The sequence below is a fragment of the Streptomyces sp. NPDC051684 genome (genome assembly GCF_044453445.1).
In the GTDB taxonomy this organism is placed as follows: Bacteria; Actinomycetota; Actinomycetes; order Streptomycetales; family Streptomycetaceae; genus Streptomyces.
In genome coordinates this window covers 49,227-75,185 of sequence record NZ_JBITCS010000027.1, presented here as the reverse complement: position 1 = coordinate 75,185, position 25,959 = coordinate 49,227, and the positions used below count along the sequence as shown (strand labels likewise).

Below are 25,959 nucleotides of genomic sequence, written 5' to 3'. Positions count from 1 at the left end.
CCTACGACTTGGCGGCCGGGGCTCCCGGTACCCCCTTCGGGGCCGGGGCCCGCTCGGCGCCGAGGTAGGACGCCCAGCCCCGCTTCGGCCCCTCGCCCACGCCGAGGCCCCCGAGCTTCTTCAGGGTCTTCGGGTCCTGGGCGTCGAGCCAGTCGGCGAGCTGCCGGAAGGAGACGCAGCGGACCTCCGGCTTCGTACAGACCCGCTCGACGGTCTCCTCGACGGCGCGCATGTAGGTGCCGCCGTTCCAGGACTCGAAGTGGTTGCCGATGACGAGCGGCGCGCGGTTGCCCTTGTAGGCGCGGTCGAAGCCGGCGAGCAGGCTGTCGCGCATCTGGTCGCCCCAGTACTCGCGCTTCGCGGGGTCGCCCTGGGTCGCCGTGCCGGACTGGTTGACCATGAAGTTGTAGTCCATGGTCAGCTGCTCGTAGGAGTGGCCCCTGAACGGGACGAGCTGCATCGACAGGTCCCACAGGCCGTTCTTCTTCTTGGGCCAGACCTGGTCGTTGACGCCGCTGGTGTCGTAGCGGAAGCCCAGCTCGCTCGCGGCGCGCGTGAAGTTCTCCCTGCCCTCGAGGCAGGGGGTGCGGGCGCCGATGAGCTCCTTGTCGTAGTCGAAGGGCAGCGACGCGGACCGGTTCAGGCCCGAGTTGGTCTTCCAGCCCTTCACGAACGACTTGGCCTGCCGGATCTCGCTCTTCCACTCGGCCACCGACCACTGGCCGACCCCGCCGCCCTTGCCGCAGAAGTGGCCGTTGAAGTGGGTGCCGATCTCGTTGCCCTCGAGCCAGGCGGCGCGCAGCTGCTCGACGGTGTCCTTGATTCCCTTGGCATCATTGAAGCCGATGTCCGAGCGGCCGGCCGAGTGCTGCGGCGCGTGGTACTTGTCGGCCTTGTCCTGTGGCAGCAGGTACACGCCGCTGAGGAAGTACGTCATGGTCGCGTCGTTCTCCTTCGCGACCTTGCGGAAGTGCGAGAAGAGCTTCTGGCTGTCCTCGCCCGCGCCGTCCCAGGAGAAGACCACGAACTGCGGCGGCTTCTGCCCCGGTCTGAGGCGCTCGGCCCGTGGCAGATTCGGCTGCCGCCCGGTGTACGCGGTGGAGCCGTCGCCGATGAGCTTGATCGCGCTGCCCGGCTTGGCCTTCTTCGGGCCGGGGGCACCCGGGCGGGGCTTGGTCTTCTCGGAGCGGTGCTCGCCGGACCCGCCGGTTTCCCCGGTGGCGCATCCGGCGAGTGCCGCGGCGCACGCCGCGGCGGCGGTGATGCCCGCGGCGAGCCGCTTGGCGGCAGTCCTGTGGGTGGCGGCCATCTTCCGCCCACCTTCTTCCTGGAGTCGGCTTGTGTGGCGGTGAAATGAGAGAGACGCCCGTTATGTACGGACATCGCCGTCACCGTGACACGAGGGCCGGACCCGATTAATCCGACAAGCCGACCAGGATTCTTATTCACTACTGAGCGTGAAAAACTGACCCATTTGCCCCTTTAATCCGTCCACACCCTTTACTCTGCATTACGATTCATTTACCGAGCGTTGATTCATCCCGCCGCTGCACGCCGTGAACCACGGCCGCGATCGACCCCACCCACCGCTCAGGGGTCACCCCACATTCCGCGACCGCGCTGCACCCCTCAGGAGACGGGAACCATGTCAGCCTGCGTACCCACCCGCACCAATGACTCCGACCGGCCGGGCGAGCCCTCGGGCGCCGCTCGTACCGCACACAGTCCACCGCCCACGCCCCGCCGCTTCCGCATCGCGGGAGCCGACCTCTCCGCGTCCGTCGCGGTCTTCCTCATCGCCCTGCCGCTGTCCCTTGGCATCGCCCTCGCGACCGGCGCGCCCCTGGAATCGGGGCTCGTCGCCGCCGCCGTCGGCGGGATCGTCGCCGGTGTCGTAGGCGGCGCGCCGCTCCAGGTCAGCGGGCCCGCCGCGGGCCTCACCGTCGTCACCGCCGAGCTGATCCAGCGTTACGGATGGCGGACCACCTGCGCCATCACGGTCCTCGCCGGAATCGCCCAACTCGGCCTCGGCTGCCTGCGGGTGGCCCGCACCGCCCTCGCCGTCAGCCCCGCCGTCGTCCACGGCATGCTCGCCGGTATCGGTGTCACCATCGCCGTCGCCCAGCTGCACATCGTGCTCGGCGGCAGCCCCGACAGCTCCGTGCTCGCCAACGTGGCCTCCCTGCCGGGCCAGTTGGCCGACGCCCAGCCCGCCGCCCTCGGCGTCAGCGCGCTCACGCTCACCGTGCTCCTGAGCTGGCCGCGCATCCCGGGGCGGATCGGCCGCATCGCGCGCAAGGTGCCGGCCGCACTCATCGCCGTGACCGCCGCGAGCGTGACCGCCGCCCTGCTGGGGCTCAGCCTGCCCGAGGTCGATCTGCCCTCCTGGAGCAGCCACGCGCTCGCCGGGCTTCCGGACGGGCCCGTGCTCGGCCTCGTCGCCGCCGTCCTGACCACCACGCTCGTGTGCAGCGTGCAGTCGCTGCTCGGGGCGGTCGCCGTGGACAAGATGACCGCGAAGCGGTCCGATCTGCCGCCCTCGATGCGCCGCTCGAACCTGGACCGGGAGCTGCTCGCGCAGGGCGCGTCGAACATCGTCTCGGGCTCGCTCGGCGGGCTGCCCGTCGCCGGGGTCGCGGTGCGCAGCACGGCGAACATCAACGCGGGGGCCGTGAGCGGGAACTCCTCAATCCTGCACGGCGTTTGGGTAGTAGCCGCCACGCTGCTCCTGGTCCCCGTCCTGGAGCTGATCCCGCTCGCCGCGCTCGCCGCGCTGGTGATGGCGGTCGGCGTCCAGATGGTGTCCCTGAACAACATCCGCACGGTCACCCGCCACCGCGAGGTCCTGGTCTACGCGGTCACCACCCTCGGCGTCGTCGTCCTCGGCGTGCTCGAAGGCGTCGGGCTCGGCGTCGCGGTCGCCGTCGGCGTCGCGCTGCACCGCCTCGCGCGCACCCGCATCACGCACGAGGTCGATTCCCGCGGCGTCCACCACGTGCGCGTACGCGGGCAGTTGACGTTCCTCGCGGTGCCCCGGCTCAGCCGGACCCTGCACCAGGTGCCGCACGGCACCGACTGTGTCGTGGAGCTGGACGGGTCCTTCATGGACCACGCCGCGTACGAGGCACTTCAGGACTGGCAGAAGTCGCACGCGGCGCAGGGCGGCGAGGTCGAGGTCGCCGGACGCGGCGGCGCCAGGATCGCCGAACCCGCGCGCGCGAGCCACACCTGCTGCCGACCCTGGACACCCTGGCGCAACCACCACTGCGACCGGCCCTCGCACGCGCCGCGGGAGGCCGAGGCCGAGACCGCCGAGCCGCGGCGCGCCGGAAGCCATCAACTGGCCAGCGGGATCAGCGCGTTCCAGCGCAATACGGCGCCGCTGGTGCGCGCGGAGCTGGCGCGGCTCGCGCGCGAGGGGCAGCAGCCCACACAGCTCTTCCTGACGTGCGCCGACTCGCGGCTCATCACATCGATGATCACGTCGAGCGGCCCCGGCGACCTGTTCGTCGTCCGCAATGTCGGCAACCTCGTGCCCCTGCCCGGCGCCGAGAGCGGGGACGATTCGGTGGCGGCCGCCATCGAGTACGCCGTGGACGTGCTGAAGGTGCAGTCGATCACCGTGTGCGGGCACTCCGGATGTGGGGCGATGCAGGCGCTGCTGAGCACGCCGCCCCACGCGGGCGCGCAGACCCCGCTCAAGCGCTGGCTGCGGCACGGGGTGCCGAGCCTGGAGCGGATGTCCGACGCGGTACTGCCGTGGGCGCGGCTCGCCGGGCGGGCGCCCGCCGACGCGGCCGAGCAGCTCTGCCTGACCAATGTCGTCCAGCAGTTGGAGCACCTGCGGGAGCACGAGTGCGTGGCGCGCGCCCTGGAGCGGGGCGCGCTCGAACTGCACGGCATGTACTTCCACGTCGGGGAGGCACAGGCGTATCTGCTGGAGGAGGCCGATCCCGTCTTCGGACAGGTCGCGGCCACCGCCCTCGACGGCGACCTCGGGGAAGGTCTTGAGGAAGGCAGCGCCACGCGGGCCTGAACCAAGCCTTCCCCGCCTCCGTGCAACAGAGTGAGACCGTAGGGCTCCCGACCAGGTCGGGAGCCCTACGCGTACAGGTCTAAACCAATTCACGGACCCCCCTTGTCACCAAGGGTCGCGGTCTGATGAGCTGTGGTCTGGGACACAACGGTCGCCTCCGGCGCAAACACTGCATGGGAGTTGTCGTGAGCAACGAAAGCCTGGCCAACCTTCTTAAGGAGGAGCGACGCTTCGCGCCGCCCGCTGACCTGGCCGCGAACGCCAACGTCACGGCCGAGGCGTACGAGCAGGCCAAGGCTGACCGGCTCGGTTTCTGGGCCGAGCAGGCCCGCCGCCTCACCTGGGCCACCGAGCCGACCGAGACCCTCGACTGGACGAACCCGCCGTTCGCCAAGTGGTTCAAGGACGGCAAGCTCAACGTCGCGTACAACTGCGTCGACCGGCACGTGGAGGCCGGCAACGGCGACCGCGTCGCGATTCACTTCGAGGGCGAGCCCGGCGACAGCCGCGCGATCACCTACGCCGAACTCAAGGACGAGGTCAGCCGGGCCGCGAACGCCCTGACCGAGCTGGGCGTTCAGGCCGGTGACCGGGTCGCCGTCTACCTGCCGATGATCCCGGAAGCCGTCATCTCGATGCTCGCCTGCGCGCGCATCGGCGCCGCGCACTCCGTCGTCTTCGGCGGCTTCTCCGCCGATGCCATCGCCAAGCGCATCGAGGACGCCGACGCCAAGGTCGTCATCACCTCCGACGGCGGCTACCGGCGCGGCAAGCCGTCCGCGCTCAAGCCCGCGGTCGACGACGCGCTGACCCGCGTATCCGTCGAGAAGGTCCTCGTCGTGCAGCGCACCAAGCAGGACGTGGCGTGGACCGAGGGCCGCGACCTGTGGTGGCACGAGACCGTCGGCCGCCAGTCCACCGAGCACGCGCCGCAGGCCTTCGACGCCGAGCAGCCGCTGTTCATCCTCTACACATCGGGCACGACGGGTAAGCCGAAGGGCATCCTGCACACCTCGGGCGGCTACCTGACGCAGGCCAGCTACACCCACCACGCCGTCTTCGACCTCAAGCCGGAGACCGACGTCTACTGGTGCACGGCCGACATCGGCTGGGTGACGGGCCACTCGTACATCACGTACGGCCCGCTCTCGAACGGCGCGACGCAGGTCATCTACGAGGGCACCCCGGACACCCCGCACCAGGGCCGCTTCTGGGAGATCGTGCAGAAGTACGGCGTCTCGATCCTCTACACGGCGCCGACCGCGATCCGCACGTTCATGAAGTGGGGCGACGAGATCCCCGCCAAGTACGACCTGAGCAGCCTGCGCGTGCTCGGTTCCGTGGGCGAGCCGATCAACCCCGAGGCCTGGGTCTGGTACCGGAAGAACATCGGCGCCGACAAGTGCCCCGTCGTGGACACCTGGTGGCAGACCGAGACCGGCGCGATCATGATCTCGCCGCTGCCGGGCGTCACGGAGGCCAAGCCGGGCTCCGCCCAGCGGGCGCTGCCGGGCATCTCCGCGACCGTCCTCGACGACGAGGGCCACGAGGTGCCCAACGGCGGGGGTGGCTACCTGGCCCTCACCGAGCCGTGGCCGTCGATGCTGCGCACCATCTGGGGCGACGACCAGCGGTTCATCGACACGTACTGGTCCCGCTTCGAGGGCACGTACTTCGCCGGTGACGGCGCCAAGAAGGACGAGGACGGCGACGTCTGGCTGCTCGGCCGGGTCGACGACGTCATGCTCGTCTCCGGGCACAACATCTCGACCACCGAGGTCGAGTCGGCGCTCGTCTCGCACCCGGCCGTCGCCGAGGCCGCCGTGGTCGGCGCCGCCGACGAGACGACCGGCCAGGCGATCGTCGCCTTCGTGATCCTGCGCGGCAGCGCGGACGCCGAGGACGAGTCGCTGGTGGCGGACCTGCGCAACCACGTGGGCACCACGCTCGGCCCGATCGCCAAGCCCAAGCGGGTGCTGCCGGTCGCCGAGCTGCCCAAGACCCGCTCCGGCAAGATCATGCGCCGCCTGCTGCGCGACGTCGCGGAGAACCGGGCGGTGGGCGACGTCACGACGCTCGCCGACTCCTCCGTGATGGACCTGATCCAGGCGGAGCTGCCCTCGGCATCCAGCGAGGACTGATCCGCGTACGGCCTCAGCGGCCAAAGGGACGGGCATCCGGCGAGCGCGCCGGGTGCCCGTTTCGCGCATAAGGTGATGATCACCAAGCAGGCCGGAGCACCCTGTAGGGTAAAAGTCGCGTCAACGATGCGACAAAGATCCAACAGGTGCGCCGGGAAGTCTGGTCGGCAACGCAGTCAGCCGTACCCGACTGGAGGTCTTCCCCGTGAGCGCGCCCAACAACAAGCCCGGCCGCAAGGCATTCGGCCGGCTCTCCCTGCCCGAGCGCACCTTCGTCGCCGACGCCCTGCGCACGGAGACCGTCGGCGGTGTGCTGCTCCTCGTGGCCGCGGTGGCCGCGCTCGTCTGGTCCAACATCCCGGCCCTGCACCACAGCTACGAGGCCGTTGGCGACTTCCACATGGGCCCGGGCGCCCTCGGCCTGAACCTCTCCATCGAGCACTGGGCCGCCGACGGGCTGCTCGCGGTCTTCTTCTTCGTCGCCGGCATAGAACTCAAGCGCGAGCTCGTCGCGGGCGACCTGCGCGACCCCAAGGCCGCCGCGCTGCCCGTCGTCGCCGCCCTGTGCGGCATGGCGACACCGGCGCTCGTGTACGTGGTGGTCAACGGGTTCGGCGGCGGCTCGATGGTCGGCTGGGCGGTGCCGACGGCCACCGACATCGCCTTCGCGCTCGCCGTCCTCGCCGTCATCGGCACCTCGCTGCCGAGCGCCCTGCGCGCCTTCCTGCTGACCCTCGCGGTCGTCGACGACCTCTTCGCGATCCTGATCATCGCGATCTTCTTCACGGACGACCTGAACTTCGCCGCGCTCGGCGGCGCCTTCCTCGGCCTCGCCGTCTTCTGGCTGCTGCTCAAGAAGCGGGTGCGCGGCTGGTACATCTACGTACCCCTGGCCCTGGTCATCTGGGGGGTGATGTACAACAGCGGCGTGCACGCCACCATCGCCGGTGTCGCCATGGGCCTGATGCTGCGCTGCCACCGCGAGGACGGCGAGGAGCACTCCCCCGGCGAGCACATCGAACACCTGGTGCGGCCGCTCTCCGCGGGGCTCGCGGTTCCGCTGTTCGCGCTGTTCAGCGCCGGTGTCGCGGTGTCGGGCGGGGCGCTGGGCGATGTGTTCACCAAGCCGGAGACGCTCGGCGTGGTGCTCGGTCTCGTCGTCGGCAAGGCGCTCGGGATCTTCGGCGGCACCTGGCTGACGGCCCGGTTCACCAAGGCCTCGCTCTCCGACGAACTGGCCTGGCCCGATGTGTTCGCAGTGGCCTCGCTCGCGGGCATCGGCTTCACGGTCTCGTTGCTCATCGGGGAACTCGCCTTCACCGACGACCCCTTGCTGACGGACGAGATCAAGGCGTCCGTGCTGATGGGCTCGCTGATCGCGGCGGTGATCTCCAGCGTGCTGCTGAAGATCCGCAACGCCAAGTACCAGGCCCTGTACGAGGCCGAGAACCGGGACGAGGACCTCTCCGGCGTCCCCGACATCTACGAAGAGGGCCTGCCGGAGTACCACCTCCGGATGGCCGAGATCTACGAGAAGAAAGCCGCGGAGCACCGCAGGCTTGCGCAAGTGGCGGCCGGGGCAGGCGGCGAGGACGAGCGTCCGGCATGATCTGACGGAGAGTCCGCGCGGTACGCGCGTCCGCACCGCACACGAAGCAGCCACAGAAGAACAGGGGAGTACGCGATGAGCGCACCCGACGACAACCCGGTCGGCGCCGAACGCAGCATCGGCCAGCTGTTCGCATCGGCGACGGCCGAGATGTCCGCGCTGGTGCACGACGAGATCGCGCTGGCCAAGTCGCAGCTGAAGCGGGATGTGAAGCGAGGTGCCGTCAGCGGCGGCGCACTCACGGCGGCGGGGGTGGTCCTCACCTTCTCGCTGCCGATGCTGAGCTTCGCTCTCGCGTACGGGATCAACGCGTGGACGGGCGGGTTCAACGGTGACGGCGGCTGGAACATGGCCTGGTGCTTCCTGCTGTCCTTCGCCGCCAGCGTGTTCCTGGCGCTTTTGCTCGGGCTGATCGGCTACGTGTTCGCGCAGAAGGCCAAGAAGGGCAAGGGGCCGCAGAAGACCGCCGCCTCGTTCAAGGAGTCGGCAGGCGTACTGCAGAACGCCAAGCCGCACCCCCGTGAGGTGACCGCGGACGGCCATGACACGAAGGCCATCGAGGCTGTGGCACGCTCGTCTTCATGACGGACCCTGCCACTCCTTCGGCCCAGCCGCCCGCATCCTTCGTACTCCTCGACGTCCCCGGCGGTCACAAGCTGACCCACCGGGACGTCGCGGCGAACGGCGCGCGCTTCCACATCGCGGAGATGGGCGACGGGCCGCTGGTCCTGCTTCTGCACGGCTTCCCGCAGTTCTGGTGGACGTGGCGGCACCAGCTCGTCGCGCTCGCCGACGCGGGCTTCCGGGCCGTGGCGATGGACCTTCGGGGGGTCGGCGGCAGCGACCGTACACCGCGGGGCTACGACCCGGCGAACCTCGCGCTCGACATCACGGGCGTGGTGCGCTCGCTCGGCGAGCCCGACGCGGCGCTCGTCGGCCACGACCTCGGCGGCTATCTCGCCTGGACCGCGGCCGTGATGCGCCCCAAGCTGGTGCGCCGGCTCGTGGTCTCCTCGATGCCGCATCCGCGCCGGTGGCGCTCGGCGATGCTGGCGGACTACCGGCAGTCGCGCTCGGGCTCGTACGTCTGGGGCTTCCAGCGCCCCTGGCTGCCCGAGCGGCAGCTCCTCGCCAACGACGGCGAGTTGGTGGGCAAGCTGGTCCGGGACTGGTCGGGGCCGCACCAGCCCGACGACGCCACCGTGCGGACGTACCGGCAGGCCATGTGCATCCCGTCGACCGCGCACTGCTCGATCGAGCCGTACCGGTGGATGGTGCGCTCCCTCGCGCGCCCCGACGGGATCCAGTTCAACCGGCGGATGAAGCGCCCCGTGCGCGTGCCGACGCTCCATGTGCACGGCTCCCTCGACCCGGTGATGCGGACCCGCAGCGCGGCGGGCTCGGGCGAGTACGTGGAGGCCCCCTACCGCTGGCGGCTCTTCGACGGCCTCGGACACTTCCCGCACGAGGAGGATCCGGCCGCGTTCTCGAAGGAACTGGTCAACTGGCTGAAGGATCCCGAACCGGACCGGTGAGCCCTGTTTGTTGCGGTTACGATAGGGGGAACGCCTGTGCTTCGAACGGCCAATTGCCCGGCGCATACGCCATTTTGGGGAGCGTGAGGGCGGTTACCGACCATGGGGCAGGGGCACACGTCGGGGTATGGGCTGGACGCACGACTACAGTGACGCAGCACGCAATCGCCGCCCAGCGATGACGCTGGGCTCTCCCCAGAGGGGGGCGCCGGACGGCTGGTCGGCGCACGATCCCCGGCTGGGCATTCCTCGTATCCTGCGGCGCCGGGCCCGGTGGGTGTCCGCGCGGATCCGGCACGGCGCGCGGGGCTGAACAGCCCTTCCGCGCCCGGCTGTTCCGCCGGGTGCCGCGGCCGGTCGGCTACAGCGCGCAGGCGTCCGTGTCGACCTGCTGGTTCGCCGCACGGCCGCGCGTGATGTCGGTGCTGATCTCGTCGCCGGACAGCGCGTAACCCGTCTGCGAGTCGTCCAGGGACTTGGCGAACACAACACCGTAGACCTGGCCGCTCGGAGTGAGCAGCGGGCCGCCGGAGTTGCCCTGACGGACCGTCGAGAACAGCGAGTACACATCGCGGCGCACGGTGCCGCGGTGGTAGATGTCCGGGCCGTTCGCCGTGATGCGGCCGCGCACGCGCGCGGGGCGCACGTCGTACGCGCCGTTTTCCGGGAAGCCCGCGACGATCGCGCCGCCGCCGCGCTGCGCGTCGGTCGCCGAGAACTGGAGCGGGGGCGCCTTCAGGGCCGGCACGTCCAGGACCGCGATGTCGCGCTTCCAGTCGTAGAGCACGACCTTCGCGTCGTACTTCACGCCCTCGCCGCCTATCTGCACGGTGGGTTCGTCGACACCGCCGACCACGTGCGCGTTCGTCATCACGCGGCGGTCGGAGAACACGAAGCCGGTGCCCTCCAGGACCTTGCCGCAACTGGGCGCCTGGCCCACGACCTTGACGATGGAACGCTTCGCGTTGAGCGCCACCCGGCTGTTCGCGAGCGCCGGGTCCGGCGGCTTCACCTCGGCGATCGGCTCGTTCGCGAACGGGCTGAAGACCTGCGGGAACCCGTTCTGCGCGAGGGTCGAGGAGAAGTCCGCGAACCAGGTGTCCGCCTGCGTGGGCAGCGCCTGCGAGACGCCGAGCAGCACCTTCGAACTGCGCACTTCCTTGCCGAGCGTGGGCAGCGTGGTGCCGGCGAGCGCGGAGCCTATGAGCCAGGCGACCAGGAGCATCGCCGCCACGTTGACCACCGCGCCGCCCGTCGCGTCGAGCGCGCGGGCCGGGGACCAAGTGATGTATCTGCGCAGCTTGTTGCCCAAGTGCGTGGTGAAGGCCTGGCCGACGGAGGCGCACACGATCACGACGACGACGGCGACGACCGCCGCGGTCGTGGTGACCTCCGCGTCACTGGTGATCGCGTCCCACAGGAGAGGCAGCGCGTAGACGGCGACGAGGCCGCCGCCGAGGAAGCCGATCACCGACAGGATGCCGACGACGAAACCCTGGCGGTACCCGACGATCGCGAACCACACGGCCGCGGCGAGCAGCAGGAAGTCCAGCACGTTCACCGATTCACGCCCCGCCTTGCATCTCGCCCCGCCCCTGTCCGCCTGTGCTCGTGATTCACGGCGCCCACCCTGTCACGACCGCCAATCGAGTGGCACCGTCTTTGATCGGTCCCAGGGGCGCTCCCACCCCGCGTAGTGCAGCAGCCGGTCGATGACGCCCGCGGTGAACCCCCAGACGAGGGCGGACTCCACCAGGAAGGCCGGGCCCCGGTGGCCGCTCGGGTGGACCGTCGTCGCCCGGTTCTCCGGGTCCGTGAGGTCCGCCACGGGGACCGTGAAGACGCGCGCCGTCTCCGCCGGGTCGACCGCGGCGACGGGTGAGGGCACCCGCCACCAACCCAGTACGGGCGTGACGACGAAGCTGCTCACCGGGATGTAGAGCTTCGGCAGCACGCCGAAGAGCTGGACGCCGCCCGGGTCGAGGCCGGTCTCCTCCCACGCCTCGCGCAGGGCGGCGCGCAGCGGGCCGTCGCCGAGCGGGTCGCCGTCCTCCGCGTCCAGGGCGCCGCCGGGGAACGAGGGCTGGCCCGCATGGGATCTGAGCGAGCCCGAGCGCTCCATGAGCAGTAGCTCCGGACCGCGCTCCCCCTCGCCGAACAGGATCAGCACGGCGGACTGCCGGCCGGCGCCGCTCTCCGGCGGCAGGAAGCGGCTGAGCTGCTCGCCGCGGACGGTGGCGGCGGCGTGCGCCACGGGGTCCAGCCAGCCGGGCAGCCCCTCGGTGCGGAGCGTCACATCGGAGGGGGGCGGGCCGTCCAGACCGCCCGGTCCGTGCGACCCGGCCGGTCCGTGCGATCCGCGCGCACTCGTCGTGCCGTGCGCCCCGGCCGTCCCTTCCGCCCCGCCGCTCATCCCGCCGATCTCGCTCACGTGCTTCATAGCCGCCCCCTCGCGGTGTGCTGGGCCCATGGCCCTTCTGACGGATCTCGCTGGAGTCGCGGGCCCGTCAAAAGGGCCAACCCCGACTGCCCTCCGATACGGTCCGTCACGCCTCCCGGCCGGCCAGGGGCGGCGCCGGGAGGCCGCCCGCGTCCAGGTAGGACTGCGGGGGCTTGAGGCGCTGGCCGGGGAAGCCGCCCTTCTCGTACTTGAGCAGCTTCTCGGCCTTCTGCGGGTCCGTCTCACCCTCCCCGTACGCCGGGCAGAGCGGGGCGATCGGGCAGGCGCCGCAGGCCGGCTTGCGAGCGTGGCAGATGCGGCGGCCGTGGAAGATCACGTTGTGACTGAGCTGCGTCCAGTCGCTCTTCGGGAAGAGCGCGCCGACGGCCTTCTCGACCTTGTCCGGGTCGGTCTCGTCGGTCCACTTCCAGCGGCGGACAAGCCGGCCGAAGTGGGTGTCGACGGTGATGCCGGGGCGTCCGAACGCGTTCCCCAACACCACGAAGGCCGTCTTGCGGCCCACTCCGGGCAGCTTGACCAGGTCTTCGAGGCGGCCGGGCACCTCGCCGCCGAAGTCCTCGCTCAGCGCCTTGGCCAGGCCCATGATCGAGCGCGTCTTGGCGCGGAAGAAGCCGGTCGGCCGGATCAGCTCCTCGACCTCCTCCGGGTTGGCCGCGGCCAGGTCCTCGGGGGTCGGGTACGCCGCGAACAGGGCCGGCGTCGTCTGGTTGACCCGCAGGTCCGTCGTCTGGGCCGACATCACCGTGGCCACCAGGAGCTGGAAGGGGTTCTCGAAGTCCAGCTCCGGGTGGGCGTACGGGTACACCTCCGCGAGCTCCCGGTTGATCTTCCGGGCGCGCCGGACGAGCGCCGTGTGCGACTCGGGCCGCGCGGACGCCTTCGGGGCGGCGGACTTCTTCGGCGCAGCGGGCACCTTCTTGGCGGCAGCCGCCTTCTTCGCACCGGTCGCGGGCTGCCCCGTACCGGCGGTCGGCTTCGGGGCGGCAGCCCTCTTCGCGGTCTTCTTCGCGGGCGCGGACATCGACTAGGCGGCCTTCCCCTGTGCGGACACGGACTTGAGTACGGGCGCGGCCCCGAGCACGCTCACCGGGGCCACCGACAGCCCCCTGGTCACGGCCTCGGGGGCACCTTTCTGCGCCTGTTCGCCCACAGCGGAATCGAGATCGCTCGCCACCGTCACGACCCCCTTCGCCTGCGCTCTCACCGGCATTTTGAACACTCGGCCAGCCTAAAGCCCGGCACCGACATCCGCCCCGAAGCCGCCGGATCGCTCCACGATTGGCCCCCTCCCCCTCGGGTTGTGGCGCGGGTGCGGCAGACTTGTGTACGAGTGACTGATCACACTGTTTGGACCGTCCGGCAAAATGGGCAGTGGAAATGATCGACAACCGGGGCGATCCGGTCGATTCGATCGGGTCCGGTCCCGATGCAGGCGACATAGGAGAGAAACTCGTGGACGACGTTCTGCGGCGCGCCCCGCTCTTCGCGGCGCTCGATGACGAGCAGGCCGCGGAGCTCCGCGCCTCCATGAGTGAGGTGACCCTCGCACGCGGCGACGCCCTGTTCCACGAGGGCGACCCCGGAGACCGCCTGTACGTGGTCACCGAGGGCAAGGTGAAGCTCCACCGCACTTCCCCCGACGGACGCGAGAACATGCTCGCCGTCCTCGGCCCCGGCGAGCTGATCGGCGAGCTCTCGCTGTTCGACCCGGGACCGCGCACCGCCACCGCGAGCGCCCTCACCGAGGTCAAGCTCCTCGGCCTCGGCCACGGCGACCTCCAGCCCTGGCTGAGCGCCCGCCCCGAGGTGGCCACGGCCCTGCTGCGCGCCGTCGCCAGGCGCCTGCGCAAGACCAACGACCAGATGTCCGACCTGGTCTTCTCCGACGTGCCCGGCCGTGTGGCCCGCGCGCTCCTCGACCTGTCGCGCCGCTTCGGCGTGCAGTCCGAGGAAGGCATCCACGTCGTGCACGACCTGACGCAGGAAGAACTGGCCCAGCTGGTCGGCGCCTCCCGCGAGACGGTCAACAAGGCGCTCGCCGACTTCGCGGGCCGCGGCTGGCTCCGCCTGGAGGCCCGCGCCGTGATCCTCCTGGACGTGGAGCGCCTCGCGAAGCGTTCGCGCTGACCAAGCACATGCCTACGTAGACGGGTCCCGCCACACCTCGTGGCGGGACCCGTCCACGTAGTGACACGTCGGGACACGTCGAGACACCAAGGGGAGCCCTCGATGACACAGTCGGCCGAACTCGTCACCCGTTTCGAGGAAGAGCGCGGGCGGCTGCGCTCGGTGGCGTACCGGATGCTCGGTTCGCTGAGCGAGGCCGAGGACGCCGTGCAGGAGGGCTGGCTGCGGCTGCAGCGCGCCGAGACGGACGACGTACGGAACCTGAGCGGCTGGCTGACCACCGTCGTCGGGCGGATCTGCCTGGACATGCTGCGCACCCGCACGGCGCGCCGCGAGGACCCGCTGGAGGACGGACCCGGCGGGACCCACGTCCCCGACCCGGTGGTCCGGCCCGCCGACCCCGTGCACGAGGCCGAACTCGCGGACTCCGTGGGACTCGCGCTGCTCGTCGTGCTCGACACCCTCGCGCCCGCCGAACGCCTCGCCTTCGTGCTGCACGACATGTTCTCGGTGTCGTTCGAGGAGCTCGCCCCCATCGTGGAGCGCACTCCCGCCGCGACCCGGCAGATGGCAAGCAGGGCGCGGCGCCGCGTACAGGGCGCCACGGTGCCGCCCGACACCTCCGTGGCACGGCAGCGCGAGGTCGTCGACGCCTGGCTGGCCGCCACGCGCGTTGGCGACTTCGAAGCCCTGCTCGAACTCCTCGACCCGGACGTCCTGTTGCGCGTCGACGCGGGCCCCGGCACCGCCACCGGGCTGCTGCGCGGCAGCCTGGCGGTGGCCAAGCAGGCCGCGTTCTACGGGAAGTTGGCGCAGGCGGCGTACCCGGCGTTCGTCGGCGACACCATGGGGCTCGTGCAGGCGCCGCGCGGCCAGGTCGTCGCGGTGCTCGCCTTCACGTTCCAGGACGACAGGGTCGTCGGCGTCGACATCATCGCGGACCCGCCGCGCCTGGCCGCCCTCGACATCACGTGGCCGCAGGAGACCGAAGGCGCGCCGGCCTGATCCAAACGACAGGCCCTAGATCAGCCCGTGTTCGCGCAGGTACTCGAGCTGGGCCCGCACGCTCAGCTCGGCCGCCGGCCACAGCGAGCGGTCCACGTCCGCGTACACGTGCGCCACGACGTCGGGCGCCGACACCAGCCCGTCCTCGACGGCCGTCTCCACCTGGGCGAGCCTGCCCGCGCGGTGCGCCAGGTAGAACTCGACCACGCCCTGCGCGTCCTCCAGTACGGGACCGTGGCCGGGCAGCACCGTGTGCACCCCGTCGTCGACCGTCAGCGACCGCAACCGGCGCAGCGAGTCGAGATAGTCGCCCAGGCGGCCGTCCGGATGGGCCACCACGGTCGTGCCGCGCCCGAGGACGGTGTCGCCCGTCAACACGGCCTGGTCGGCCGGGAGATGGAAGCACAGCGAGTCCGCGGTGTGGCCGGGCGTCGGTACGACACGCATCTCCAGGCCGCCCGTGGTGATCACGTCACCGGCGGCCAGGCCCTCGTCGCCGAGCCGCAGCGCCGGGTCGAGCGCCCGCACCTTCGTCCCGGTCAACTCGGCGAACCGGCCCGCCCCTTCGGCGTGGTCCGGGTGGCCGTGCGTGAGGAGGGTGAGCGCGATCCGCTTGCCCGCCTTCTCGGCGACGTCCATGACGGCGCGCAGGTGCCCGTCGTCCAGCGGACCGGGGTCGACGACCACGGCGAGGTCGCTGTCCGGTTCGGCGACGATCCAGGTGTTGGTGCCGTCGAGGGTCATCGCGGACGGGTTGGGCGCCAGCACGTTGATCGCGCGGGCGGTGGCGGGTCCTGTGAGCACCCCGCCGCGGGGCTGGCCGGGCAGGGCCGCGGCTTCGGTCATGAGGAGGCTCCCCCGTTGCTTTCGCGCTTCCCGGTCGGGATGTGCTTGGTGAACTCGTCGTGCCCCGGCCAGGACAGCACCAGCTCGTCCTCCTCCATGCGCGCCTGCGCGAGCACGGGCGTGAGGTCGCGCCCCGTCGCCCCGCCCAGGGCGTCGCCCACGCGCGCGTACTCGGCAAGCGTGCGCAGGGTCGCGATCGTCGGCGGCATCATCGTCAGCTCGCCCCGGTCGTACTCCGCCGCGGCCCGCCCCGGCCTGATCCACACCGTGCGGTCGGCCTCGGAGGAGTCGTCGCTGGTGCGCTGGCCCGCGGGGAGCGCGGCCACGAAGAACCACGTGTCGTAGCGGCGCGGCTCGAACTCGGGGGTGATCCAGCGGGCCCAGGCGCCCAGCAGGTCGGAGCGCAGCACCAGGCCGCGGTTCGCCAGGAACTCGGCGAAGGACAGGTCACGGTCGATCAGCGCCTGCCGGTCGGCCTGCCACCGCCCGCCCGTCGTGTCGTCGACGACGGTGTCCGGGGTGGGCCCGGCGAGCAGCACGCCCGCCTCCTCGAAGGTCTCCCGCACGGCGGCGCAGACGATCGCCTGGGCCTCCCCCTCCGGCACTCCGAGCCGTTCGGCCCACTCCGCGCGCGTGGGGCCCGCCCAGCGCACCAGCCGGTCGTCGTCGCGGGGGTCGACGCCGCCGCCCGGATACGCGTAGGCACCGGCCGCGAACTTCATCGACGTGCGTCTGCGGAGCATGTGCACCTCGACGCCCCCGGCGTCCCTGAGCAGCATCACCGTGGCCGCGCGGCGCGGGGTCGCGGGCGTCAGCGTGCCGGCGGCGAGGGCCCGGATGCGTTCCGGCCACTCGGGGGGATACCACTGCCCATTTGCCATGGCCGGAGGCTAACCGGTGACGCCAGGATGTTCGAGAGGCCGCCCGAAACCAAGATCGGACGGCCTCCCGGAAAACGGCCTACGCGCGCACACGCGCGTAGGCGTACGTCAGCGGCTCACTTGTCGGTGAGCTCCACCTGGATCTCGACCTCGACCGGCGCGTCCAGCGGCAGCACGGCCACGCCGACGGCGCTGCGCGCGTGCACGCCCTTGTCGCCGAGGACCTCGCCGAGCAGCTCGCTCGCGCCGTTGATGACGCCCGGCTGACCGGTGAAGTCGGTGGCGGAGGCAACGAAACCGACGACCTTCACGACACGCGCGATGCGGTCCAGGTCACCGGCGACGGACTTGACCGCCGCGAGCGCGTTCAGCGCGCACGTGCGGGCCAGGTCCTTGGCCTGCTCGTCGGTGACCTCGTCGCCGACCTTGCCGGTCAACGGCAGTTTTCCGTCGACCATCGGCAGCTGACCTGCCGTGTACACGTACACGCCGGACTGCACGGCCGGCTGGTACGCGGCGACCGGCGGAACGACGGGCGGCAGCGTCAGGCCCAGCTCGGCGAGCCGCGCGTCGACGACGCCGCTCACGCCGCCTTCTCCCGCTTCAGGTACGCCACCAGCTGCTCGGGGTTGTTCGGCCCCGGCACGACCTGGACCAGCTCCCAGCCGTCCTCGCCCCAGGTGTCCAGGATCTGCTTCGTCGCGTGCACGAGGAGCGGCACGGTCGCGTATTCCCACTTCTTTGCCATGGGGCCGACTGTATCCGCCGCGCGTGGCCGAGACGTTCCGGAGGCTGCTGCGTGGATGTCGGACGTTCTGGTTAGGCTCGAATACGTGAGCAGGCTCCAGGTCGTCAGCGGCAAGGGCGGGACCGGAAAGACCACGGTCGCCGCCGCGCTCGCGCTCGCCCTCGCGACCGAGGGCAAGCGCACTCTCCTCGTGGAGGTCGAGGGCAGACAGGGCATCGCACAGCTCTTCGAGACAGAAGCGCTCCCCTACGAGGAGCGCAAGATCGCCGTCGCGCCAGATGGAGGGGAGGTGTTCGCCCTCGCCATCGATCCCGAACTGGCGCTGCTCGACTACCTCCAGATGTTCTACAAGCTGGGCGGCGCGGGCCGCGCCCTGAAGAAGCTGGGCGCGATCGACTTCGCGACCACCATCGCGCCCGGCCTGCGGGACGTGCTCCTGACCGGCAAGGCCTGCGAGGCCGTCCGCCGCAAGGACAAGCAGGGGCGGTACATCTACGACTACGTGGTGATGGACGCCCCGCCCACCGGCCGCATCACCCGGTTCCTGAACGTGAACGACGAGGTGGCCGGGCTCGCCAAGATGGGCCCGATACACAATCAGGCGCAGGCCGTGATGCGGGTCCTCAAGTCCCGCGAGACGGCGGTGCACCTGGTGACCCTCCTGGAGGAGATGCCGGTGCAGGAGACCCTCGACGGGGTCGCCGAACTGCGCGCCGCGAAGCTCCCGGTGGGACGGATCATGGTGAACATGGTGCGACCCGCGCTTCTCGGGGAACCCGCCTTGGCGCTGACCTCCGACGGCGAGGTCCGTCCCGCGGTCACCGAGGCACTGGCGGCCGCCGGGCTCGGCAGCGCCAAGCGGCTCGTCGGCCCGCTGCTCGCGCAGGCCGGGGAGTACGCCGAGCGCTACGCCCTGGAGCGCGCCCAGCGCGACCAGCTCGCCGCGGCGGGCCTGTCGCTGCACGAACTGCCGTTGCTCACCGAGGGCCTCGACCTCTCCGGGCTGTACACGCTCGCCGAGGAACTGCGACAGCAAGGGATTTAGGGGACCGTTTCGATGACGCTGGATCCGCGCGCCTCGCTCGATGTCGACCCGCTGCTCGACGACCCGTCGACCCGCATCGTGGTGTGCTGCGGCAGCGGCGGGGTCGGCAAGACCACGACCGCCGCGGCCCTCGGCCTGCGTGCCGCCGAGCGCGGCCGCAAGGTCGTCGTCCTCACCATCGACCCGGCCCGCAGGCTCGCGCAGTCCATGGGCATCGACTCGCTGGACAACACCCCGCGCCGGGTGAAGGACATCGACAACGGTTCGGGCGGCGAGCTGCACGCGATGATGCTCGACATGAAGCGCACGTTCGACGAGATCGTCGAGGCGCACGCGGACGAGGAGCGCGCGAAGGCGATCCTCTCCAACCCCTTCTACCAGTCACTCTCGGCGGGCTTCGCGGGCACGCAGGAGTACATGGCGATGGAGAAGCTGGGCCAGCTGCGCTCGCGCGACGAGTGGGACCTGATCGTCGTCGACACCCCGCCCTCGCGCTCGGCACTGGACTTCCTGGACGCGCCGACGCGGCTCGGCTCCTTCCTCGACGGGAAGCTGATCCGGCTGCTCATGGCGCCCGCGAAGGTCGGCGGCCGGGCGGGCATGAAGTTCCTGAACGTCGGGATGTCGATGATGACCGGCACGCTCGGCAAGCTGCTCGGCGGTCAACTCCTGCGCGACGTGCAGACGTTCGTGGCCGCGATGGACACGACGTTCGGCGGCTTCCGCACCCGCGCGGACGCCACGTACAAGCTGCTTCAGGCGCCCGGCACCGCGTTCCTCGTGGTCGCCGCACCCGAGCGGGACGCGCTGCGCGAGGCCGCGTACTTCGTGGAGCGCCTGGCCGCCGAGAAGATGCCGCTGGCCGGTCTCGTACTGAACCGGGTGCACGGCAGCGGCGCGGGCCGGCTGTCGGCCGAGCGTGCCCTCGCCGCCGCGGAAAATCTTGACGAGTGCCGCATTGTGGATCAGACGGGCGGGAAGGAAGAGGGTCGTGCCACTCCCGAGGCACTCCCCGAGGCATCCTCCGAAGCGCCCATCGAGGCTTCCCCCGAGACATCAGGGTCCGACTCCACGGCCGGGTCCGACTCCACGGCCGGGTCCGACCCCACGGCCGAGCCCAGCATCGAACAACTGACCGCGGGACTGCTGCGGTTGCACGCGGAGCGCATGCAGGTGGTCGCGCGCGAACAGCGCACGCGTGACCGCTTCACCGCGCTGCATCCCGAGGTCGCCGTGACCGAGGTCGCGGCCCTGCCCGGCGATGTGCACGACCTGGCAGGCCTCAGGGACATCGGAGAACGGCTCGCGGCCGGTGGCACTCCGGCCGGAGCGTGAGCCGTACATCCGTGGTCCGACGGATGGTGGTGGTGCGCGCGCCGGCTATCCGACGGCCGCGTACCTCTCGTACGTCTCGTCGTTCTCCAGCTCCACGGGCAGCAGGCCCGCGCCGCGCTCGTACTCCGTACGCGCCGTCTCGAGCAACCTGCGCCACGAGGTGACCGTCGGACGCCTGCGCAGCAACGCGCGGCGCTCCCGTTCCGTCATGCCACCCCACACGCCGAACTCGACGCGATTGTCCAGCGCGTCCGCCAGGCACTCGGTCCGCACGGGACATCCCGTGCACACCGCCTTCGCCCGGTTCTGCGCTGCTCCTTGAACGAACAGTTCGTCCGGATCGGTAGTGCGGCAGGCCGCCTGCGCACTCCAGTCGACTACCCAGCCCATACCGGCGCCGTCCTCTCCCGAATCGAGGCTCCCCCACGGCGGCAGCGGCATATTCACCGCCGCCAGTTGAGGACGTTACGGAAGGTGGGCACAGCGCAACACCCCCTTCGGGCCCAATCTTGAATGGCCCGAACGGACTATGCGTGAGCGGCAGATCACCCGACGGAGTGACCGAAGGACATGCGTAATAACCCCGGCAAAGCGGGACAGTCCACTTGAGTCACAACGGGCGTCGAGTGACACACAAGGCGGATTCGGACACCCCCTGAGCCCTACGCGAAGCTCCGCGAAAGGGTCCGGGAATGACTACAAGAGGCACTTCATACGTACCGGGAACGATTCGGGGTCGTCCCGCATCTTGATACGAGACCGCACTGCTGTGACAGTTGAGTGCAGCTTAGGCCAAGGCATATACGCCTGTCCGGAGAATCGACACGTAGGCTGCCCCGTATGGGAAAGAAGCGCTCGGGCGGTGGCGGCGGCATGTCGCCGGCCCAACAGGCCGCCAAGTTCCTCGGAGTCAGCGTGCTCGCCGGAGCCGTGCTGGCAGGTATCGCCCTGCCCGCGGCAGGCGCGCTCGGCCTCGCGGCCAAGGGCTCGGTCGAGGGATTCGACGAGATCCCGGCGACGTTGAAGACCCCGCCGCTGAGCCAGCGCACCACGATCCTGGACAACCAGGGCGGGAAGATCGCGACCACGTACTCGCGCGACCGCACCGTCGTGAAGCTCGACGACATCTCGCCGTACATGCAGAAGGCGATCGTCGCGATCGAGGACTCGCGGTTCTACGAGCACGGCGCCGTCGACGCCAAGGGCATCCTGCGCGCGATCAACGCCAACGCGCAGAACGGCGGCGTCTCGCAGGGCGCTTCCACCCTCACGCAGCAGTACGTGAAGAACGTCTTCATGGAAGAGGCGGGCGACGACCCGACCAAGCTGGCGCAGGCGACTCAGCAGACCATCGGCCGCAAGGTCAAGGAGCTGAAGTACGCGATCCAGGTGGAGAACGAGGTCGGCAAGAAGAAGATCCTCAACAACTACCTGAACATCACGTACTTCGGGCAGCAGGCCTACGGCGTCGAGGCCGCGGCCCAGCGCTACTTCTCCAAGCCGGCCAAGGACCTGAACATCCAGGAGTCCGCGATGCTCGCCGGCATCGTGCAGTCGCCGAGCCGCTACGACCCCGTCAACGACGAGGCCGAGGCGAAGAAGCGGCGCAACATCGTGCTCCAGCGGATGGCCGAGACGCACGACATCACGCAGGCCGAGGCCGAGACGGCCAAGAAGACGCCGATCGGCCTCAAGGTCAGCAGGCCGCAGAACGGCTGCATCACCGCGGAGCACGGTGCGGCGTTCTTCTGCGACTACGTCAGGAACGCCTTCCTCAACAACTCGGCCTTCGGCAAGACGCCCGAGGACCGCGCCAAGGTCTGGAACCGCGGCGGCCTGACGGTGAAGACGACGCTCGACCCGCAGGCGCAGGAGTCCGTGCAGGCGGCGATCAAGCGGGGCGTCTACCAGTCGGACAAGGTCGACGCGGCGGGCGCGTTCGTCGAGCCGGGCACCGGCAAGGTCCTCGCCATGGGCCAGTCGAAGCCGTACGGCTCGGACGCCAGCAAGAACGAGTCGGAGATGAACTACTCCGTCAACTACCGGGACGGCGGCTCCAACCTCGGCTTCCCGACCGGTTCGACGTTCAAGCCGTTCGTGGCGGCCGCGGCCCTGGAGAAGGGCACGTCGGTCACGAAGCGGTACCCGGCCCCGTACCAGATGCCGTACCCGAGCCGCGTCCAGACGTGCAGCGGCAAGCCGTGGGTCAACGACGGCGGCTACAAGCTGGAGAACGAGAACGAGTCGGAGGTCGGCCCGTATCGCCTCAAGGAGGCGATGGCCAAGTCCATCAACACGTACTTCGTGCAGATGATCGGCGACATCGGCATGTGCCCGGTCGTGAAGATGACCGACAAGCTGGGCGTGGTCCAGGGCAACGGCAAGAAGGTCGACGAGGTCCCCTCGTCGATGACCCTCGGCTCGACGGGCCTGTCGCCGCTGACGATGGCCTCCGCGTACGCGGCGTTCGCGAACCGCGGCACCTACTGCACGCCCGTCGCCATCGAGTCGATCACCGACCCCAACGGCAAGGCGCTCGACGTGCCGAAGTCGAAGTGCTCGCGCGCGATGTCGGAGTCGACCGCCGACAAGATCAATACGCTGCTCAGCGGCGTGATCGACTCCGGTACGGGCAAGACGGCCGGACTCTCCGGCCGGGACAACGCGGGCAAGACCGGTACCACCGACGGCCGCAAGAACGCCTGGTTCTCCGGCTACACGCCGAACCTGTCCGGCGCCGTCTGGGTCGGCAGCGCCTCGCAGGCCGTCGAGATGACCGACATCACCATCGGCGGCCAGTACCACGACAAGGTCTTCGGCGCCGACACCCCGGGCCCGATCTGGCGCGACGCGATGACCGGCGCGCTGTCCGGCAAGGAAGCGCCCACCTTCAACAAGGTGAACATCCCGGACCCGGACAAGAAGAAGGGCAAGGGCAGGGACAAGGGGCACAAGCCCGAGCCCGGTGACGACGGGGGCAACGGCGACACCGACCCGCTGCCCGACATCTCGATCCCGCCGGACCTGATCGGCGGCAACGGGAACGGGGGCGGCTGGGGCCGCCACTGACCACCCGCCTCGCGAACGACCACGCGAACGACGAAGAGGGCGCACCCTGCGCGGGGTGCGCCCTCTTCGTCGTCTCGTCCTTCGCGGTCGCGGTCAGCCCGCCAGGAGCCGCTTGACCGTGGCGGCCACCCGGCCGCCCTCGGCGCGGTCCGCGACCTCCGGCTTCACGATCTTCATGACCTGGCCCATGGCCTTCGGCCCCTCGGCGCCGGCCGCCTTCGCCTCCTCGACCGCCTGCGCGACGATCTGCTCGAGCTCGGCGTCGGACAGCTGCTGCGGCAGGTACTGGGCGAGCAGCTCGCCCTCCGCCACCTCACGGGTGGCGGACTCGGTGCGGCCCGCCTTCTCGAAGGCCTCGGCCGCCTCGCGGCGCTTCTTGGCCTCCTTGGCGATCACCTTCTGCACCTCGTCGTCCGACAGCTCACGCTTCTCGGTGCCCGCGACTTCCTGGTTGGTGATCGCGGAGAGGGTCAGCCGGAGCGTCGAGGAGCGCAGCTCATCGCGCTCCCTGATGGCGGCATTGAGGTCGTCCTGCAGCTTCGACTTGAGCGTGGTCATGACTTGATTGTCGCAGGTGCCCGAGCGTCAACGCCCGCCGATTTCCGCTGCGGTGCGGGTCTGACACGATGGGACTCATGCGCGCTCGATACGGGAATCCCCTGAAGACCTCCCTGAAGGTGACGGCCGGCATCGCGGCGGCGGGCGCCGCCGGGCTGATCTACTCGGCGGGCTTCGAGGCCCGCTCCTTCCGCCTGCGACGGGTCACGATCCCCGTACTGCCTGCGGGAATGCGCCCCATGCGGGTGCTCCAGGTCTCCGACATCCACATGGTCGGCGGCCAGAACAAGAAGCGCCGCTGGCTGCAGTCCCTCGCGGGCCTGCGCCCCGACTTCGTCATCAACACGGGCGACAACCTCTCCGACACGGAGGGCGTCCCCGAGGTCCTCGACGCGCTCGGCCCGCTGATGGAGTTCCCCGGCGCGTACGTCTTCGGGTCCAACGACTACTACGGCCCCAAGCTCCTCAACCCGGCCCGCTACCTGAAGCAGCAGATCTCGGGCCGGCACGGGCTGAACGGCAACGCCCCCGTCGTCGGCGCCATCCACAACCCGTGGGAGGACCTGCGCGACGGCTTCGACGCGGCGGGCTGGCTGAACCTCACGAACACGCGGGGCTCCCTGAAGGTCGCGGGCGTGGAGATCGGCCTCACCGGCCTGGACGACCCGCACATCAAGCGCGACCGGTACACGGAGGTGGCCGGCGGCCCGCTCTCCGGCCCCGACTTCTCGATGGGCGTCGTGCACGCCCCGTACCTGCGCGCCCTGGACGCCTTCACCGCGGACGGCTACCCGCTGGTCCTCGCCGGCCACACACACGGCGGCCAGCTCTGCATCCCCTTCTACGGCGCCCTGGTCACCAATTGCGACCTGGACACGGACCGCGTGAAGGGCCTGTCCACGCACGAGGCGGCGGGCAACACGTCCTACCTCCACGTCTCGGCGGGCTGCGGCACCAACCGCTACACCCCCGTCCGCTTCGCCTGCCCGCCCGAGGCGACCCTGCTGACGCTGGCTCCGAAGGCGGCCTGAGGGCGCCGCCGAAAACCGGATTTCGTCTCAGGCCGACAGTCCGCTAAAGTAAACGACGTCGCCGCGACCTGCAGAACAGCAGAGACCGGAACAACGACATCGGGGTGTGGCGCAGCTTGGCAGCGCGCTTCGTTCGGGACGAAGAGGTCGTGGGTTCAAATCCCGCCACCCCGACAGCTGAAACACCAGGTCAGGGGCCTGATCCGCGAGAGCGGGTCGGGCCCCTGATTCGTTTTCTGGCTCTCTTGGGAGACATTGGGGAGCCAACATCGGAATCCGGCTCACGGCCGAGCTGCCGACGCTCCGCCAGGTATGCAGCCCCGAGCAGCGGCCACTCCATGCGTCTCGCACCGCGCCAAGGCACACGAGAAGGCTGTCCAGGACAACCCCGTAGCCCAGGACACCCTCGGCGCCCGCACCGAAGTCGCGAGGAACAGCTTCCTGCCCGGCTCCGTCCAGCGCGTCCTGCTGCGCACCGCCGTGGGCAACAACCCACTGCTCAAGGTGCAGGACCGGGACCAGCTCGTCCATGTCGGTCGCCGAACGCACCCGGGAGATCGGCCCGTTGCGGGCCTGGGGAACGCTGCTCCTCGTCTTCCTGCTCTCCCCCACGGTCGGCGCCTCGCGGTCGCGCTCAGCCCGCTGGAGGCCGTCGCGGACGCCTGAGGGGCGTCAGCCCCTGGCCTGTCCCGCGACGCGGTTGCCGTCCGCGTCGCAGGGCGGTTCCGCGTCCCTGTCGTGAGCACGCAGGTCGCGGGTGGCCTGCTTCTCGACGTCGGCGATGGCCGTGGGCTGTACGTCGACGATGCCGCCGAAGGGGCGGTCGACGTCGCGGATGATGCACAGGGTCGCCGTCAGCAGTGCCGTGATGAGGGTGAGCGCGATCAGCTGCCCGCGGTTGTGCTTGCGCGGCAGGCAGATCCCGAGCGAGACCACCGTCACGGCGAGGACGGCCAGCAGGAACCAGAAGATGGCGCTGGGGATGCTGGCGGTCGACTGGGTGAGGCGTTCCGAGCGCTCCTCGGAGCGCTTGGTGTCGGCGCCGACCAGCATGCCGAAGGCCGGTTCGCCCTCCAGGGGGCGGAAGTTGTGGCGCATGTCGGTGGACCACACGCTGGGCGCCTTGGAGCCGCTCCCGTTCCCGTCGGCCATCGCCGGCCATTCCTGGGCGCGGACGGCGCGGGCGTAACAGACGGCGTCGGACTGGATGGCCGCCCGCTGCTTGCCATTGGCGTACTCGGCGATCTCGACGAGCTGGTCCAGGGCGCGCGCCTCACCGCGCGCGGCCACCTCGGCCTTCCCGTACGAGCCGTTGGCCGTGACCAGGACGAAGGCCAGCAGCAGGACGGTCAGGGTGAGCAGTGGGCCCACGAGGTCCTTGACGGCCATCCCGCTGTCGTCGTCCTCGGTCAGCAGCCTCGGCCGCAGGAATTTATTGGCCGCGAGCCCCGCGATCAGGGCGAGCGCGGCGACGACGATGGCGATGGCCACGAGCGAGTACCTCCGGAAGACAGGAAAACGGTGCCCCTGTC

Annotated in this window: 24 protein-coding genes and 1 tRNA gene; 14 read left to right on the top strand and 11 right to left on the bottom strand. The window is 70.4% G+C overall.

Annotated features, from left to right (window positions below; all coding sequences use genetic code 11):
* Nucleotide 1: 1 nt before the first annotated feature.
* Nucleotides 2-1,309 (bottom strand): hypothetical protein, encoded by a 1,308-nt coding sequence (locus tag ACIA8D_RS29050; protein ID WP_399236850.1) that lies wholly within the window; start codon nt 1,307-1,309, stop codon nt 2-4.
* A 336-nt stretch (nt 1,310-1,645) separates the two neighbouring features.
* Between ACIA8D_RS29050 and ACIA8D_RS29045 the strand changes: the two genes are divergently transcribed.
* From ACIA8D_RS29045 to ACIA8D_RS29020, 6 genes are all read left to right on the top strand, one after another.
* The gene (locus ACIA8D_RS29045; RefSeq protein ID WP_399236848.1) at nt 1,646-4,036 is read left to right on the top strand and encodes a bifunctional SulP family inorganic anion transporter/carbonic anhydrase; all 2,391 of its coding nucleotides are present in this window, start codon (nt 1,646-1,648) and stop codon (nt 4,034-4,036) included.
* A 173-nt stretch (nt 4,037-4,209) separates the two neighbouring features.
* Complete coding sequence (acs, locus tag ACIA8D_RS29040) at nt 4,210-6,177, top strand: acetate--CoA ligase (RefSeq protein ID WP_399236847.1); 1,968 nt, start codon at nt 4,210-4,212, stop codon at nt 6,175-6,177.
* Between the two features lie 205 nt (nt 6,178-6,382).
* On the top strand, nt 6,383-7,786 hold the full coding sequence (nhaA, locus tag ACIA8D_RS29035) for a Na+/H+ antiporter NhaA (protein ID WP_399236845.1): 1,404 nt from the start codon (nt 6,383-6,385) through the stop codon (nt 7,784-7,786).
* 75 nt (nt 7,787-7,861) lie between these two features.
* Nucleotides 7,862-8,371 (top strand): phage holin family protein, encoded by a 510-nt coding sequence (locus ACIA8D_RS29030; RefSeq protein ID WP_399236843.1) that lies wholly within the window; start codon nt 7,862-7,864, stop codon nt 8,369-8,371.
* Nucleotides 8,368-9,321, top strand: coding sequence for an alpha/beta fold hydrolase (locus ACIA8D_RS29025; RefSeq protein WP_399236842.1), 954 nt, complete (start codon nt 8,368-8,370; stop codon nt 9,319-9,321). Before ACIA8D_RS29030 ends, ACIA8D_RS29025 begins: the two co-directional genes overlap by 4 nt.
* 127 nt (nt 9,322-9,448) lie before the next feature.
* Nucleotides 9,449-9,634: a hypothetical protein gene (locus tag ACIA8D_RS29020; RefSeq protein ID WP_399236841.1), complete on the top strand. Its 186-nt coding sequence runs from the start codon at nt 9,449-9,451 to the stop codon at nt 9,632-9,634.
* Nucleotides 9,635-9,682: 48 nt separating this feature from the next.
* Here ACIA8D_RS29020 and ACIA8D_RS29015 read toward each other — a convergent pair whose 3' ends face one another.
* The 3 genes from ACIA8D_RS29015 to nth all read right to left on the bottom strand — a co-directional run bounded on the left by ACIA8D_RS29015 (nt 9,683) and on the right by nth (nt 12,803).
* Nucleotides 9,683-10,882, bottom strand: a complete 1,200-nt coding sequence (locus ACIA8D_RS29015) for a MarP family serine protease (RefSeq protein ID WP_399236840.1) — start codon at nt 10,880-10,882, stop codon at nt 9,683-9,685.
* A 72-nt stretch (nt 10,883-10,954) separates the two neighbouring features.
* Nucleotides 10,955-11,617: an NUDIX hydrolase gene (locus ACIA8D_RS29010; protein ID WP_399236924.1), complete on the bottom strand. Its 663-nt coding sequence runs from the start codon at nt 11,615-11,617 to the stop codon at nt 10,955-10,957.
* 250 nt (nt 11,618-11,867) lie between these two features.
* Nucleotides 11,868-12,803 carry an endonuclease III gene (gene nth / locus ACIA8D_RS29005; protein ID WP_399236838.1) on the bottom strand — a complete coding sequence of 312 codons (936 nt, stop codon included), beginning with the start codon at nt 12,801-12,803 and terminating at the stop codon, nt 11,868-11,870.
* Nucleotides 12,804-13,234: 431 nt separating this feature from the next.
* Between nth and ACIA8D_RS29000 the strand changes: the two genes are divergently transcribed.
* Both ACIA8D_RS29000 and ACIA8D_RS28995 read left to right on the top strand, forming a co-directional pair.
* Complete coding sequence (locus ACIA8D_RS29000) at nt 13,235-13,909, top strand: Crp/Fnr family transcriptional regulator (protein WP_356387200.1); 675 nt, start codon at nt 13,235-13,237, stop codon at nt 13,907-13,909.
* A gap of 102 nt (nt 13,910-14,011) precedes the next feature.
* Entirely contained in the window at nt 14,012-14,914 is a 903-nt protein-coding gene (locus ACIA8D_RS28995; RefSeq protein ID WP_399236835.1) for a sigma-70 family RNA polymerase sigma factor, read from the top strand.
* Nucleotides 14,915-14,929: 15 nt separating this feature from the next.
* Here ACIA8D_RS28995 and ACIA8D_RS28990 read toward each other — a convergent pair whose 3' ends face one another.
* The 4 genes from ACIA8D_RS28990 to ACIA8D_RS28975 all read right to left on the bottom strand — a co-directional run bounded on the left by ACIA8D_RS28990 (nt 14,930) and on the right by ACIA8D_RS28975 (nt 17,389).
* Complete coding sequence (locus ACIA8D_RS28990; RefSeq protein WP_399236834.1) at nt 14,930-15,760, bottom strand: MBL fold metallo-hydrolase; 831 nt, start codon at nt 15,758-15,760, stop codon at nt 14,930-14,932.
* On the bottom strand, nt 15,757-16,641 hold the full coding sequence (locus ACIA8D_RS28985) for an NUDIX hydrolase (protein WP_399236832.1): 885 nt from the start codon (nt 16,639-16,641) through the stop codon (nt 15,757-15,759). Before ACIA8D_RS28985 ends, ACIA8D_RS28990 begins: the two co-directional genes overlap by 4 nt.
* A 116-nt stretch (nt 16,642-16,757) precedes the next feature.
* Nucleotides 16,758-17,228 (bottom strand): RidA family protein, encoded by a 471-nt coding sequence (locus ACIA8D_RS28980; protein ID WP_399236831.1) that lies wholly within the window; start codon nt 17,226-17,228, stop codon nt 16,758-16,760.
* The gene (locus ACIA8D_RS28975; RefSeq protein WP_107498797.1) at nt 17,225-17,389 is read right to left on the bottom strand and encodes a DUF4177 domain-containing protein; all 165 of its coding nucleotides are present in this window, start codon (nt 17,387-17,389) and stop codon (nt 17,225-17,227) included. Before ACIA8D_RS28975 ends, ACIA8D_RS28980 begins: the two co-directional genes overlap by 4 nt.
* 85 nt (nt 17,390-17,474) lie before the next feature.
* Between ACIA8D_RS28975 and ACIA8D_RS28970 the strand changes: the two genes are divergently transcribed.
* Both ACIA8D_RS28970 and ACIA8D_RS28965 read left to right on the top strand, forming a co-directional pair.
* On the top strand, nt 17,475-18,434 hold the full coding sequence (locus tag ACIA8D_RS28970) for an ArsA-related P-loop ATPase (RefSeq protein ID WP_399236829.1): 960 nt from the start codon (nt 17,475-17,477) through the stop codon (nt 18,432-18,434).
* Between the two features lie 12 nt (nt 18,435-18,446).
* Nucleotides 18,447-19,769, top strand: coding sequence for an ArsA family ATPase (locus ACIA8D_RS28965; protein ID WP_399236828.1), 1,323 nt, complete (start codon nt 18,447-18,449; stop codon nt 19,767-19,769).
* A gap of 45 nt (nt 19,770-19,814) precedes the next feature.
* Here the strand turns inward: ACIA8D_RS28965 and ACIA8D_RS28960 are convergent, their stop codons facing one another.
* Nucleotides 19,815-20,159: a WhiB family transcriptional regulator gene (locus tag ACIA8D_RS28960; RefSeq protein WP_356387178.1), complete on the bottom strand. Its 345-nt coding sequence runs from the start codon at nt 20,157-20,159 to the stop codon at nt 19,815-19,817.
* Nucleotides 20,160-20,609: 450 nt separating this feature from the next.
* Between ACIA8D_RS28960 and ACIA8D_RS28955 the strand changes: the two genes are divergently transcribed.
* Complete coding sequence (locus ACIA8D_RS28955) at nt 20,610-22,838, top strand: transglycosylase domain-containing protein (RefSeq protein WP_399236826.1); 2,229 nt, start codon at nt 20,610-20,612, stop codon at nt 22,836-22,838.
* Between the two features lie 93 nt (nt 22,839-22,931).
* Here the strand turns inward: ACIA8D_RS28955 and ACIA8D_RS28950 are convergent, their stop codons facing one another.
* Nucleotides 22,932-23,396 carry a GatB/YqeY domain-containing protein gene (locus ACIA8D_RS28950; RefSeq protein WP_399236824.1) on the bottom strand — a complete coding sequence of 155 codons (465 nt, stop codon included), beginning with the start codon at nt 23,394-23,396 and terminating at the stop codon, nt 22,932-22,934.
* Between the two features lie 77 nt (nt 23,397-23,473).
* On the opposite strand from ACIA8D_RS28950, the gene ACIA8D_RS28945 reads away from it, so the two are divergent.
* The 3 genes from ACIA8D_RS28945 to ACIA8D_RS28935 all read left to right on the top strand — a co-directional run bounded on the left by ACIA8D_RS28945 (nt 23,474) and on the right by ACIA8D_RS28935 (nt 25,093).
* Complete coding sequence (locus ACIA8D_RS28945; RefSeq protein ID WP_399236822.1) at nt 23,474-24,427, top strand: metallophosphoesterase; 954 nt, start codon at nt 23,474-23,476, stop codon at nt 24,425-24,427.
* A 100-nt stretch (nt 24,428-24,527) separates the two neighbouring features.
* Nucleotides 24,528-24,601: transfer RNA gene (locus ACIA8D_RS28940), tRNA-Pro, on the top strand.
* A gap of 138 nt (nt 24,602-24,739) precedes the next feature.
* On the top strand, nt 24,740-25,093 hold the full coding sequence (locus tag ACIA8D_RS28935; RefSeq protein WP_399236820.1) for a hypothetical protein: 354 nt from the start codon (nt 24,740-24,742) through the stop codon (nt 25,091-25,093).
* A 6-nt stretch (nt 25,094-25,099) separates the two neighbouring features.
* Here the strand turns inward: ACIA8D_RS28935 and ACIA8D_RS28930 are convergent, their stop codons facing one another.
* Complete coding sequence (locus ACIA8D_RS28930) at nt 25,100-25,918, bottom strand: hypothetical protein (protein ID WP_399236818.1); 819 nt, start codon at nt 25,916-25,918, stop codon at nt 25,100-25,102.
* Between the last annotated feature and the right edge of the window lie 41 nt (nt 25,919-25,959).